General features: G+C 74.6%; 7 protein-coding genes and 1 pseudogene. 4 read left to right on the forward strand and 4 right to left on the reverse strand.

The window, feature by feature from the left end; translation table 11 throughout:
- Nucleotides 1-299: 299 nt before the first annotated feature.
- The 4 genes from CA984_RS36450 to CA984_RS36465 all read left to right on the forward strand — a co-directional run bounded on the left by CA984_RS36450 (nt 300) and on the right by CA984_RS36465 (nt 7,130).
- Complete coding sequence (locus CA984_RS36450; RefSeq protein WP_086577958.1) at nt 300-1,427, forward strand: exonuclease SbcCD subunit D; 1,128 nt, start codon at nt 300-302, stop codon at nt 1,425-1,427.
- A complete protein-coding gene (locus CA984_RS36455; protein ID WP_086577959.1) occupies nt 1,428-5,276 on the forward strand; it encodes an AAA family ATPase in 3,849 nt (1,282 codons plus the stop codon). It begins immediately after the preceding gene.
- A 328-nt stretch (nt 5,277-5,604) separates the two neighbouring features.
- The gene (locus CA984_RS36460) at nt 5,605-6,171 is read left to right on the forward strand and encodes a TetR/AcrR family transcriptional regulator (RefSeq protein WP_207621168.1); all 567 of its coding nucleotides are present in this window, start codon (nt 5,605-5,607) and stop codon (nt 6,169-6,171) included.
- Nucleotides 6,172-6,569: 398 nt separating this feature from the next.
- The gene (locus tag CA984_RS36465) at nt 6,570-7,130 is read left to right on the forward strand and encodes a cupredoxin domain-containing protein (protein WP_207621169.1); all 561 of its coding nucleotides are present in this window, start codon (nt 6,570-6,572) and stop codon (nt 7,128-7,130) included.
- Nucleotides 7,131-7,157: 27 nt separating this feature from the next.
- On the opposite strand, the gene CA984_RS36470 is transcribed toward CA984_RS36465, so the two are convergent.
- From CA984_RS36470 to CA984_RS36485, 4 genes and pseudogenes are all read right to left on the reverse strand, one after another.
- Nucleotides 7,158-8,504 carry a threonine/serine exporter family protein gene (locus tag CA984_RS36470; RefSeq protein WP_086577960.1) on the reverse strand — a complete coding sequence of 449 codons (1,347 nt, stop codon included), beginning with the start codon at nt 8,502-8,504 and terminating at the stop codon, nt 7,158-7,160.
- Between the two features lie 39 nt (nt 8,505-8,543).
- On the reverse strand, nt 8,544-11,498 hold the full coding sequence (locus CA984_RS36475) for a coiled-coil domain-containing protein (RefSeq protein WP_242676371.1): 2,955 nt from the start codon (nt 11,496-11,498) through the stop codon (nt 8,544-8,546).
- A 233-nt stretch (nt 11,499-11,731) separates the two neighbouring features.
- Nucleotides 11,732-12,913, reverse strand: a complete 1,182-nt coding sequence (locus CA984_RS36480; RefSeq protein ID WP_086577962.1) for a hypothetical protein — start codon at nt 12,911-12,913, stop codon at nt 11,732-11,734.
- Nucleotides 12,903-13,207: pseudogene (locus CA984_RS36485) on the reverse strand (hypothetical protein); the annotation flags it as partial. The gene CA984_RS36480 and the pseudogene CA984_RS36485, both read right to left, overlap by 11 nt.

Consider the following 13,207-nt stretch of genomic DNA (forward strand, 5'->3'; position numbering starts at 1 on the left):
GGCAGGGTCTGGAAGACCGGATCGACGCTCAGCGGCGGCGGATCGAACGGCGGCGGCAGGGCGTAGCCCACTGTCGCGAGAGCCACCAGGATCAAGCCCGCGGCCACGCTCAAAACGCCCCGGCCAACCTGCATGCCGATCCGCTCCCCGATCGTCGCCCGCCTCCGTGAGGACCGTATGCCGGTATCGTTCCCTCTGATCAACAAGCCTACTCACCCTCGCGATCGCATGACAGATGACGGGAGCGGTGTGGTCAGAGTGGACGCATTTGCGGCTGAGGCCTGTTAGCTTCAAGCGACATGCGCGTGCTGCACACATCGGACTGGCATCTGGGCCGTTCGTTCCATCGTGAGAGCCTCCTGGCCGCCCAGGGGGTCTTCGTCGACCACCTGATCGAGACGGTCAGGGCGGAACGGGTCGACGTGGTCGTCGTCTCCGGCGACGTCTACGACCGGGCGCTGCCCTCGGTCGACGCGGTGGACCTGTGCAACCAGGTCCTGCGGCGGCTGGTCGCCGAACGGGTCCGGACCGTGCTGATCAGCGGCAACCACGACTCGGCGCGCCGCCTCGGCTTCGGCGCCGACCTGATCGACGCCGCGGGCGTCCACCTGCGCACCGACGCGGCGCGGGTGGGCGAGCCCGTGATGATCGACGACGTGGCCTTCTACGGCATCCCCTATCTTGAGCCCGAGCTGGTGCGCGGGCCCTGGGAGCTGCCCGAGCGCACCCACACCGCCGCGATCGGCCACGCCATGTCCCTGATCCGCGCCGACCTCGGCCGCCGGGGCCCCCGGTCGGTCGTCCTCGCCCACGCGTTCGTGACCGGGGGGCAGGCCAGCGACAGCGAGCGCGACATCAGCGTCGGCGGGGTCGCCCACGTCCCGGTCTCGGCCTTCGACGGCGTCGACTACGTGGCGCTGGGCCATCTCCACGGACGCCAGAGGATGAGCGAGACCGTCCGCTACTCCGGATCCCCGATCGCCTACTCCTTCTCCGAGGCCGGCCAGTTGAAGGGCTCCTGGCTGGTGGACCTCGCTCCCGGCGGGCAGGTGGCCGCAGAGTTCGTCGAGGCGCCGGTGCCCCGGTCGGTCCACCGGCTCCGCGGCCGTCTCGACGACCTGCTGACCTCCGCCGAGCACGCCCCCTACGAGGACCACTGGCTGCAGGTGACGCTCACCGACCCGATCCGGCCCAGGAGCGCCATGGAGCGGCTCAGGTCCCGTTTCGAGCACACCCTCACCCTCTCCTTCGAACCCGAGGGCGGCGTCCGGGAGACCGCGGCGCGGCCGAAGCTGGCCGGGCGTCCCGAGATCGAGGTCGCCCTCGACTTCGTCCGGGAGGTGCGCGGCGAGCCCGCCGACGCCGAGGAGACCCGGTTGATCCAGGAGGCCGTCGAGGCCTGCCGTACCAAGGAGGCGATGGCGTAGATGCGCCCGCACCGTCTGTGGATCAGCGCGTTCGGCTCCTTCCCCGGTGAGGAGGAGGTCGACTTCGACGCCCTCGCCGAGGCCGGGCTGTTCCTCATCCACGGCCCCACTGGCGCGGGCAAGACCACCGTGCTGGACGCGCTCTGCTACGCCCTGTACGGCAGGGTGCCGGGCAAGCGCGACAGTGCCAAGAGCCTGCGCTGCGACCACGCGCCCCCGGGCCGGGGGCCCAGCGTGGCGCTGGAGGTCACGATCAGGGGCCGGCGGCTGAAGATCACCCGATCGCCGGCCTGGCAGCGCCCCAAGCTCAGGGGGACCGGCACCACGAGGGAGAACGAGAAGGCCCTGCTGCAGGAGCTCACGCCTTCGGGGGAGTGGACCGGGCTGACCACGCGGGTCGACGAGGCCGGAGAGCTCATCGGCACCCTGCTGGGCATGAACGCCGAGCAGTTCTTCCAGGTCGCGATGTTGCCCCAGGGGGATTTCGCGAAGTTCCTGCGCGCCGACGGCGAGGACCGCCGCAAGGTCCTCGAACGCCTCTTCTCCGTCAGGATCTACGCCGCCGCCGAGTCCTGGCTCGCCGACAAGCGGACCGAGGCCCACCGCGAGCAGCAGGCCCTCCGCAAGGAGGTGGACTTCGCGGTCAAGCGCCTGGAGGAGGCCGCGGGTCCCGACCTCCTCGCGTCCCTGGCCGGAGCCGCGGAGGCCGGAGCGGCAGGGCTGTCCGAGCTCCCCTCCGACGACGCCGGGCCCTCCGCGGTGGCGGTCTCCGCGGAGGACGATCCGCTGGAGTGGGCCCGGACGCTGGAGGAGCTGGCCGCCGAGGCGGTCGCCCGGATGAGCCGGGGCCACGGCGAGGGCGAGGAGGCGGTACGGCAGGCACGCGCGAGGCTGGAGCACGGCGCCGCGCTGGCCGAGCGGCGCCGCCGTCACGCCGAGGCGCTGACGCGGAGCCGGGTGCTTGAGGAGAGCGCCGAGGAGCGGGCGGATCTGGAGACCATCCTGGCGGAGGCGGCCCGGGCCGACCGGGTGCTGCCTCTGATCCAGGCCGCCGAGCAGCGGGCCGAGGCGGCGGCCAAGGCCCACCGGCTGGCCGCCGACGCCGTCGCCCGTGCCCTTCCCCTCCTCCGTGACGGCCGCGACACCACTCCGGACCATCTGGCCGCGCTGGAGCGCGACCGGCACCGCGAGATCACCCGGCTGGGCGAGCTGCGCGCCGAGGAGTCACGCCTGGCGAAGATCCTCCAGGACCGGGAGGAGTCCGGCCGTGAGATCACCGAGCTGACCGCCGCGCAGGCCGCGACCGACGCCCGCTTGGCGGTCCTTCCCGGGCTCCGCCGCGACGTGGACGCCCGCCTCACGGCCGCCCGCCTGGACGCCGCCCGCATCCCGGCCGCCGAGTCCGCCGGGGAGGACGCGGCCGTCCGCCTGCGGGCCGCCGAGCACCGCGACGGCCTCGCCGCCGCGCTGGCCGCCGCCCGCCACGACCTGGCGGCCAGGCTCAGCGCCCTGCCCGCCTTCGCGGACGGCGGCGTGCCCGCCGTCCTGGAAGACGCCGAGGTCCGCGAGCTGCTGGCCTCCCGGGAACGCGAGCGCAGGGAGGAGAGCGYCGGGCTGGAGGGGCTGCGCGCCGACGAGGCCCGGCTCGCCGAGCTGGCCGGGCTGCTCGCCGCGCTCGACGTCGAGCTGCGCGAGGCGGCCCGACAGGAGTCCGCGCTCCGCGAGGCCCAGGAGACACTGCCCGCCGCGCTGGCGGACGCCTCGGCGCGGCTGGCGGCGGTCAGGGCGCAGGCGGCCAGGATCCCCGCAGCCCAGGCGGGCGCGGACGCCGCCGCCGCCGGCCTCGACGCCGCCCGGCGGCGCGACGCCCTCCGCGTCGAGCTGGAGTCCGCGCGCGCGGCCCAGGCCGAGGCCACCGACCACGCCCAGCGTCTCCGCGACCGCCACCTGGACCTCCGTCAGGCCAGGATCGACGGCATGGCCGCCGAGCTCGCCCTCAAGCTCACCCCGGGCGAGCCCTGCGCGGTCTGCGGCTCACCCGACCACCCGGCCCCGGCCGCCTCCGCCGACGCGGCGCCCACCGCCGAGGACGAGCGCGCCGCCCAGAGCGCCTACGACATCGCCACGGACCGGCGCCGGACCGCCGAGAGCGCCGTCGCGGCCCTGGCCTCGCGGCTGGAGGAGGCGCTCGCCGTCGCCGGCGAGCTGGGCGCCGACCACGCGGAGGAGGCCCTCGCCGAGGCAGGGCGGGAGCTGGCGGCCCTGACCGCCGCCGCCGGCACCGAGGCGGCGCTCAGCGCGGAGGCGGACCGCGTCGCGGCCGAGCTGGAAGGCGTGCGGGCACGGGCCGCGGAGACGGCCCGGCTGCTGGCCGAGGGCCGTACCCGCCAGGCCGGATGGCTGGCCGAGCGCGACCGGCTGGCCGGGCGCCTGGACGAGGCCCGTGGCGCCGACCCCACCGTCCAGGCCCGCCGCGACCGCCTCACCGGGGAGGCGGCCCTTTTCGCCGCCGCCCTCACCGCGGCCGTCCGCACCGCCGATCTGGCGGCCGGTCACCGCGAGGCGAGCGAGAGGACCGATCTCTCCCTGGAGTTCGCGGCGCGCGAGCTGCGGGAGGCCGAGCTCGCCCTGGCCCGGCTGCGCGAGTCGGCCGGAGCCGAGCCGGCGCTGGTGGCCGAGGCCGGCCGGATCGCGGCCGAGCAGGGAGAGCTGGAGGAGCGTTCGCGCGAGCTCGCGGTCACGCTGGCCGCCTGCCGTACGGACGTGGACAGGCTCACCGCCGAGGCCGAGCGGCTGACCGCGCGCATCGACGAGGCCCGGGGCGAGGACGCGACCCTGGCCGCCAGGCTGGAGCGGCTCGCGGACGAGGCCGAGCTGCTCAAGGAGGCGGTCGAGGCCACCCGGGAGGAGCGGATCACCGCCACCGAGCTGGCGGCGGCCCGGGACCGGGCCGAGGCCGCCGTCGCCGAGGCGGGATTCCTCGGGCCCGACGACGCCCGCGCGGCGGCCCGCCCTCCCGCCGAGCAGGAGGAGAAGGCCGAACGGCTCCGGGAGCTCGACAAGGAGCGCGCCGCGGTCGCCGCGGTGCTGGCCGATCCGGAGCTGATCGCCGCCGCGGCCGAGGACGAGCCCGACCTCGACGCTCTGCAGAGCGCGCGGGACACCGCCGACGCCGCCCACGCCGGCCTGCTCTCCGCCCGGCACCAGGCCGAGACCCGCCGGGCCCGGCTGACCGCCCTCCGCGCCGAGCTGGCCGAGTGCCGGGAACGCTGGCTGCCCGCCGAGGAACGGCACCGCCTCGCCGACCGGCTTGCGGCCCTGACGGGGGGAAACTCCACCGACAACCAGTGGAACATGAGGCTGTCGTCCTACGTGCTCGGCGAGCGCCTGCGCCAGGTGGTCGAGTCGGCCAACGAGCGGCTCGACCACATGTCGGGCGGGCGCTACCTCCTCGAACACAATCTCAGCCGTTCGGCGGGCGACCGGAGCAGATCGGGCGGAGGGCTCGGCCTGCGGATCCTGGACGGCTGGACCGGGGTGGACCGCGATCCGGCCACCCTGTCCGGCGGCGAGAGCTTCGTCACCTCGCTGGCACTCGCCCTCGGCCTGGCCGACGTGGTCACCGCCGAGGCGGGGGGAGTGGAGCTCGGCACGCTCTTCGTCGACGAGGGGTTCGGCACCCTGGACGAGGACACCCTCGACGGGGTGCTCGACATCCTCGACGGCCTGCGCGACGGCGGCCGGGCCGTCGGCATCGTCAGCCACGTCGCCGAGCTGCGCACCCGCGTCCCCGCGCAACTGCGCGTCCGCAAGGAACGCCACGGCTCCACCCTGTCCACGGTCACCTGACCCCGCTTCCGCACGTAAACCCCACCGACCTGGGACGACTAGGTGCAGAGTCGGATCCTGCATGGCATCTGACCTGTGAGGATGTCGCACCTGCGGAAAACAGGCCCGGCAGCCCCCGTTCATCCGGCAGGGCTCGCTCCGGGAGGCCTCAGCCCTCCCGGAGCGGTGTGCGTGATCCCGTACGTGTCGATCGAGCCGCGGACCTGGTCCCAGCCGTTGTCGCCGGTCGGCGGCGGCCCGGCGGCGCGGCGCGGCGTCCGCGCGATAGCCTTTCGGAGGTTTACTCCGCTATGTGTACGGAGGGGTCTCCGATCAGCAAGGAGCCGTGGTGACGACCACCCAGCGCCCCATGCGCGCCGACGCGCGCCGCAACTACGAACGGCTGCTCACCGCGGCCAGGGACGCCTTCGCCGGGAACGGCACCGAGGCGTCGCTGGAGGACATCGCCCGCTCGGCGGAAGTGGGCATCGGCACCCTCTACCGGCATTTCCCCACCCGGCGCGCACTGATCGAGGCGGTGCTCCACGACGGCGTCGTCACGCTCGACGCTCAGGCCCGCGAGCTGCTGGAGTCTCCGTCTCCCGAGGAGGCCCTCCTGGAATGGCTGCGCCATCTGATGGCGCACGCCACCACCTACCGGGGCCTGGCCGCGGCGCTGATGAGCAGCATCGATGATCCGGGCTCCGAACTGTACGGCTCGTGCGAGACGCTGCAGAACAGCGGAGACCGGCTGCTCGCCCACGCCCAGAGCGCGGGCGCCATCCGCCCGGACCTCACCGGCGCCGACCTCATCAAGCTGGTCAACGCGATCGCCTGGGCGGGCGAGCACGGCGGGAACGAGGCCGACCGCCTCCTCGACCTGGTGGCGGACGGCCTGCGGACGCGCGATCGGTGACGGCCACCGGCACGAGAGGTCAAGAAAAGATCCCGTGCATCTCGGAGTCCCCATAAGGGCCTTCGGGCACGGCTTGGAAGGCGGACCGCTGACCCGCATGTCCGTTGTTTCCTGCGCCGTCACCACCGGAGCGTCTGGGCGCCCCGCACCCGGAGGGCTGTTCCATCGGACAGGGGACTGCTGTCACGTACATCCCCACGCCCTGATCCTGGCCCTGTCACCGCAGGTCAGGCAGATCCGTTGGAAATCTCTCCAGGACCACGGGGACCCGCCTCAGCTGGTCACGGTCATCGGACTGGTCGTACGCTGAAGGATAGGACTCGCCGATCGAGCGCGGACTCGTCCGCGGGAGACGGGTGGGCAGGGGCACGGCTCGCGTAGTTGCGGGGGTGGGGCCGATGCGGACGCACGATGCACGGTTTGCCGGGATGGTGACCGCGGTCATGCTGGCCGCGGTCGTCGTCGGTGAACCGGCGGCGATGGGCGTGACGACGGCGACGGAGGCACAGCACCGGCCGGAGTGCACCGTACCGTCACTGCCGGGTCACGTGGTGGATGTGACTCTGGCCGACACCGGATCGAGGATGATGAGCGGCGGCCCCGGACCGCAGGACACGAGGATGCGCCTGTCCGTCACCCCCGCCACAGTCCCGGCGGGGACCGTGTCGCTGCGGGTGGCCAACACGGGGGCCCTCGCTCATGAGGTCCTGGTGCTGCCACTTCCGTCAGGGCAGACCGTCGGACAGCGGGAGCCGGGCTCCGACCAGCGCGTCGACGAGGCGGACAGCCTGGGAGAGGCGTCACATGACTGCGCCGCGGGCAAGGGGGAAGGCATCGCCCCGGACTCCAAGGGCTGGATCACGCTGACGCTGCGCCCCGGCCGTTACGAGCTGGTATGCAACTTCCCCGATCACTACGCCAGGGGGATGTACGCCGAGCTCGACGTCACCGGGCGATAGCGGAAGGTCCGGCCGGCCTTCAACTCTTCAGAAGCCGCGGGTGCGGCGGGCGGCCGGACGGGTGATGAACGGCCTGCGCCGGCCGGACGGCCGGCGTACCCGCCTGGTCAGGTCGGAGCCGGTGACCGCGCGCAGCACCTCCGCGCCGAGGATGACCCCGGCACCCAGGGCGAGAGCGGTCGACAAGGCCTGCAGCAGGCTGGCCAGCCCCTCGTCCGCGTGGCTGAGGCTGGCTTCGAGCATGCCCCGGTAGAGCGCGGTGCCGGGCAGCAGCGAGCCGATCGCCGGGATCGTGACCACCATCGACGGCACCCGGGCGCGCCTGGCGTAGGCGCTGCCGAACAGGCCGACGACCGCCGCCGAGACGGCCGTCGCCAGGATGACGGGGACCTGCCAGATGTGGAGCTGCACGAAGACCACCCAGACGATCCCCCCGCCGATCGCCGCGGGGATCAGGTGGCGGGGCGGCACCAGCAGGGCGACGGCGAACGACAGCGTCAGGCCGACGGCGCCCAGCAGCTGCTCGGGTCTGATCACCAGGGGGGCGGCGGGCACGTTCTCCACGCTCAGCGGCACGCCGAGACGGACCGCCGCGTAGAGCGTGACGCCGATCCCGGAGATGATCGCGGTCAGCATGAAGAAGATCTCGAACAGCCGGCCGGTCGCCGTGACGTACTCACCGGCGATGCCGTCCTGCACGCAGGCCACCATGGGACGTCCGGGCAGCAGCGCGACGACCGCGCCGACCACCACGGCCGAGGCCTGCACCGGCGCGTCGATCCAGATCATCAGCACCGCGACCAGCGAGCCGAGCATCGCCGCCACCGCGAGCTGGAAGAACTCCGCCACGCCCCGCCGGGCCAGCCAGGCGCCGGCCCGGTCGCCCAGCACGGTGGCGGCGAACGCGGCCACCGCGACGAGCACGCCGCCGCCGACCAGGATGCTCGCCGAGGAGGCGATCAGCGCGAGCGCCGTGATCAGGAACCAGTTCGGGTAGACCGGCACGCGCCGGGTGATCTCCCTCAGCCGGATCTCGGCGTCGTCGAGCGGCAACGACCCGCCGGAGGCCTCCCTGACCATGTCGTGGACCGCGATCAGCCGGTCGTAGTCGGGCAGGCGACGGCGGACCCGGCGCTCGGCGGTGACCGGCGCGCCGCCGTCCGAGGGGACGTGCGACAGCGTGATGGCCGACAGGTTGACGTCGGCCTCACAGTGCGGCACGCCGTAGGCGTTGGTGATCCTGCGCATGCTGCCGGAGACCGTCTCGGTGCCCTCCCCGCTGCCGAGCAGCAGCTCGCCCACCCGCAGGGCCAGCGCCATGGACCGGTAGAGGTCGTGCTGGGCCGGGGTCTGCTCCAGAGGCGACGCCGACACCGAACCTCCCGACCTTTCCTGAGCCAATCCCTGCCGAGGTTATCGGCTCACCGCGGAGGCGAGGACACGCACGCGCTCAGCGTGGCGGTCATGACCGATGATCACCGGTGGCTCGTTGTACGGCATGGCGTCGGAGGAACGGCGCAGCTTGACGTACTGCCCGCAGGCGTCGACCGCGTAGGGCTCCATGTCGTCCTGGAGCGCGCCGATCACCGTGATCCCGTAGGTCTCGCCGATCCGCCGGAACAGCGCCACGGCCTCCCTGCGGTGCTCCTTGCCGAGGTTGCGGCCCAGCTCGTCCAGGACCAGGCACAGGTGGCCGCCGCCGGAGGACGCGATCGCCGCAGCGCAGACCAGCTTCACCGCCTTCTCGTCCATCAGCGCCGTGTTGGCCCGCCGGTTGTACGGCACGAAGCCCTGTCCCTCGCCCCGGCGCCACTTGGGCGTGACCCGCCACGCCCAGCGCTGCTCCGGGTCGGCGGGCGCGGGCGGCACCGGGAACTCCAGCGTCGCGCCGTAGCCGCCGTAGGAGGTGTCCAGCTTCTCGAACTCCTCGGCGACCCGGGTCAGCCGCGCCTTGATCGCCGCGGTCAGCGCGGCCCGGTGCACGGCGGTGGACTGGGCGGCCTCCTCGGCGCCCTTGGCCGAGGCGGTCAGGTCCCACTGCCGGGTGGCGATCTGGGACTCGATCTGGCGGCGCTGGTGCCGTTCGTACTCCTCCTGGCCGCGCAGATAGGACGACAGGGCCGCGCAGACGCCGGGGAACGTCGCCTGCTCGCGCGCCGTGCGCCCGGCGCCGGGCTCGCCACGCTGCCTGACCAGGAAGCGCAGCTCCTCGGGCATCTCCTCGTCCTCGCCCGGGAAGGTGTCGCGCAGCGCCTCGTCGAGCAGCCGCTCCGCGGCCCGCCACCACTCCTCGGCCGTCAGCGGGCGCTCCTGCTCGCTCAGCGCCTCCAGCCACTCGCGCGCCCCGTCGACCGTGCCGCCCCACTCCCCGGCCAGCGCGTCCATCCCCAGCGCGTCACGGTCCGCGGTGATCTTCGCCGCCTGGTCCCTGGCCTGGTCCCGGTCGGCCTCGTGCCGGGCCCGGCGGCCCTCCAGACGCTCGACCTCCATGTTCCTGGTCCGGGCGCGGAAGTCCAGCGTGCTCGCCCGCCGCTCGGCCTCGCCCACCTTCGGGCCGACCTCGGCCAGCGCCCCGGCCAGCTCGGCGAGCGTGGCCCGCCGCTCGGCCAGCCGCCGCTCGATGTCGGCCAGCTGCACGGCGGCCCGGGCGCCCTCCAGCCGCCGGCCCGCCTCGGCCACCCCGTCCTCGGCGACCCGTACGGCTCCGGCGGCCGTCTCCTGCGTGTCCCGTGCCCGATGCAGCCGCTGCTCGGCGGCCTTGATGCGAGCCTCCCGGCCGGTGGCCACCGCCTCGAACGAGCCCACGACGGTGACGCCCGCCGCGCTGACCAGCACCGACCCGGGCAGTGCCCGCAGAGCCCGCGCCGCGGCCTCCAGATCGGCCGCGTCCACGATCACCGCGTGCTCCTGAGGCCACCCGCGAGCCCCCAGGGCCGCCGCCTCCCGCCCCGCGGGGCCGGACGCCGTCTCGTCGTCGCGGGCATGCTCGGCCACGTCGATCGCGTCGAGCAGGCCGGTCGCCCCGACGCCGGCCTCGGTGAGCGCGTTGAGCTGGGCCGCCGCCGGGCCGCCCTCGGCGTCGTCGAGGGCGGCCCCGGCCCCCTCGACCTCCCGGTCGGCCACGCCCAGCGCCTTCAGCGCCTCGTTGAGCCGGAGTCTGGCCTGGACCAGCTCGGCGTCGGCGGTCTCCACGTCGCGGCCGTCGGCCAGCCGCCGCAGCTCCTCCAGCCCGGGGATCCGGCCGCGCAGCTCGTCCACCGCGTTCTCCGCCACGGCCCGGTCGGCATCCAGCTTGGCCGTGCGGGACTGCAGGGCGGACAGCTCCCTGCGGGCCTCGGCCAGGGCGCGCTCCATCGTGTCGTCCTTGAGCGTGGCGATCTCCGCCCTGACCATGCCGATCGCCTCAGCCGCGCGCTCGCCCGCCGCGCGCGAGCGCTCCAGGTCACCGGCGAGCGACTCGTCCCGCCGCGCCGCGTCGGCGAGCCTGCGGGCCAGCCGCCCCCGCCAGCAGCGCAGCGCGTCCGCCAGCCGTACCCGGGCCCGGTCGCGCCGGTCGAAGGTCTCCAGCAACGTCCGCGACTCGTCCTCGAACTCCTTGAGCAGCTCCACGGCCCGCGCCGCCCGCACCCGCTTGACGTGCTCGTCGCGCCGGGCCTCCCGCTCCTGGTCGAGCTCGGCGTCCAGCCCGGTCAGCGCGGCGATCGCCTCGAAGACCCGCTCCGGGGAGATCTCGTTGAGCGGCTGGGAGAGCAGGTTCGTGGCGACCTTGCTCCGCACCGAGGTGGACAGGAACGACACGCACCTGACCCGGTCGCCGTAGAGGAACCTGGTCAGGTCGCGCGCCACCACGTCGCGGCGTCCCGCCGAGCGGGGCAGCGTCGCCCACACCTCGTCGGCCCGCGCCACCCGCTCCGCCTCCGAGGCGGCCGCCGCCACGCGCACCCCCTGGATCCACCTGATCTCCAGGTGCGGCGCCTCCTGGTTGACCCGTAGCCATACCGTCACCGCGTCGTCCACGGAGTGGGCCCCGGCGAAGACGCCCACGATGTAGCCGTGGTCGGCGCTGGCCCACGACCTGCCGCCGCCACCGGCGGCGAGCTCGGCGTTGAACAGCAGCTCCGAGACCGACTTGGCGCCGGAGGCGAAACGCCACTGCTCGTCACCGAGCAACGCGGTGATCATCGCGATGAACGAGGACTTGCCGGCGCCGTTGGAGTCCTTCGGCCCCGCGCCCGCGACCACGATCAGCGTGCCCGGCACGACCGGCACCGGATGGGTCGACAGCCGGGAGATGTTGACCGCCTGCACGGCGATCAGCACGCGGTCCCCGACCACGTTCTCGCTCGGAGCGCCGGCCCGGACCTCCACGGGCACCAGGCTCGCCTGGCTCCCGTGCCCCGGCCGCGCGGCCTCGGCGGCCTGGGCCGGGGCCGGCCCGCTCCCGCGTGCGCTCCTCCCCGCAGGGCCCGGCGGATCGGCCGGTCCCGCCTGGCTCGAGTGTGCCCGCTCCGCGCTCTCGGCGGCCCGGGCCGCGGCTGCTCCGCGCTTCCGCGGGCCCTTCGCGGCCTGGCCAGGCTGTTCGGTCAACCCCGTCTCTCCGTTCATCGGCGGTTCGCTCTCACTGCCGCCGCCAGCGGGGTGTGCGGCCCCGCGGCGAGGATCAGCTCTTCCTGCAGGCCCCGTCTGGCCTGCGGGGTCAGTCGGTGGAACTGCGGGCCCGGGGTGTATCCCCCCGCCTCCTCGCCCGCCTTGACCTGGCTCACCAGACCCGCGTGGCGCAGGGTCCGGAGCGCGGCCTCCAGCTCCCCGATGGGGAGCCTGGTGTGCCGCCGCAGCTCCTCGACCTGAGCGGGGAACGGCGACAGCCAGCTGTCGGCGGGCAGCAGGCCGTCGGCCCGGGGGATCGCCACCGAATGGATCAGCACGAGCACCAGCACCGCCCGCTCGGCCTCGCCCACCGTGGTGCCCGTCACGGCGGTCACCTCGGGGGCGTAGCCCGAGGTCCACGTCTCGCGGTCCTGGATCAGGACGCGACCGCGCCGTTGCAGCATCTCCGTGAGAGCACGGCGGAGCACCGGGTCGCGCAGCGCGGGCAGACGCGCCTCGTGGACCGGCTCGGCGGCGTGCTCCACCGCCATGAACGCCGCCACGATCTCGGCCCGGCGCCGCTCGTCGAACGGGCCGAGCAGATCCTCGTCCACGCCCTCGGGAACCGCGACGCCGGCGGCCGTCTCGGCGGGGGAGCTTTCGGCCGCCGGGAGCACCTCCAGCCCGGTGAACCCCTCGTCGCCGGTGGGCAGCCGGCGCATCAACTCCCTGAGCTGGGCGTGGGACTCGGGGGGCCAGCAGGCGCAGCGGGGGCCGAGCCGTACGACGCCGTCCTCCACCGTCAGCCAGGCCGAGTCGTGCAGGCGGCGCAGCGCGCCGACCGCCCAATTGCGCATGAGGTCGTCGCCGCGGCCGATCAGGGCACGGTAGGCCGACAGCACGTCCTCCACCGGCGCGGGGACGCCCGGCCACGGATCGGCGCCCAGATCGCTCCAGCAGCACTTCAGCGCCGCGGCCAGCACCCGCCGGGTCTCCCCGGATCGTTCCACGTTCACCGGTGCGACCTGGTATTCCTCCAGGAGCGACGGGGTCGCCCCGTCCGGCCAGGCCGGCAGCGCCAGGCCCGTCCCGTCGCCGTGCGCCAGCCGGACCATGCCCCGGGGGGCGGGCTCACCGGCGCCGAGCGGGAGCGGGCCGGTCGCCCTGGCCCGCGCGTGTGCCTGCTCAGGCGTCATGGCCCGTCCTCTCCAGGTAGCCGTGGGACAGCCAGGCGGGCTCGGCGTCGGGGGCCGCGGTGAGGGAGTCGGACCAGCGCAGCCGGTAGGGGGACTCCGGGCGCAGGTCGGCCGAGACGAGATCGGCCAGCAGGCGGCGGGCGGAGACCCACTCGCCGTCGGCGGTGAGCAGCTCCTCCAGCCGGGCGGAGGCGCGGCCGGCGAGCGCGGCCTCGGCGACGGAGGTCAGGTGGTCGAGACCTCCGGTGCCGGGGTCGTGGGAGTCGGCCGGGCCGGGGTCGGGCAGGGCCGAGC

Source organism: Streptosporangium minutum, from assembly GCF_002149035.1.
Taxonomy (GTDB): Bacteria; Actinomycetota; Actinomycetes; order Streptosporangiales; family Streptosporangiaceae; genus Streptosporangium; species Streptosporangium minutum.

Coding starts and splice junctions, on each gene's coding strand:
- CA984_RS36450 (WP_086577958.1), top strand. CDS start 300: ATGCGCGTGCTGCACACATCGGACTGGCATCTGGGCCGTTCGTTCCAT.
- CA984_RS36465 (WP_207621169.1), top strand. CDS start 6,570: ATGCGGACGCACGATGCACGGTTTGCCGGGATGGTGACCGCGGTCATG.
- CA984_RS36480 (WP_086577962.1), bottom strand. CDS start 12,913: ATGACGCCTGAGCAGGCACACGCGCGGGCCAGGGCGACCGGCCCGCTC.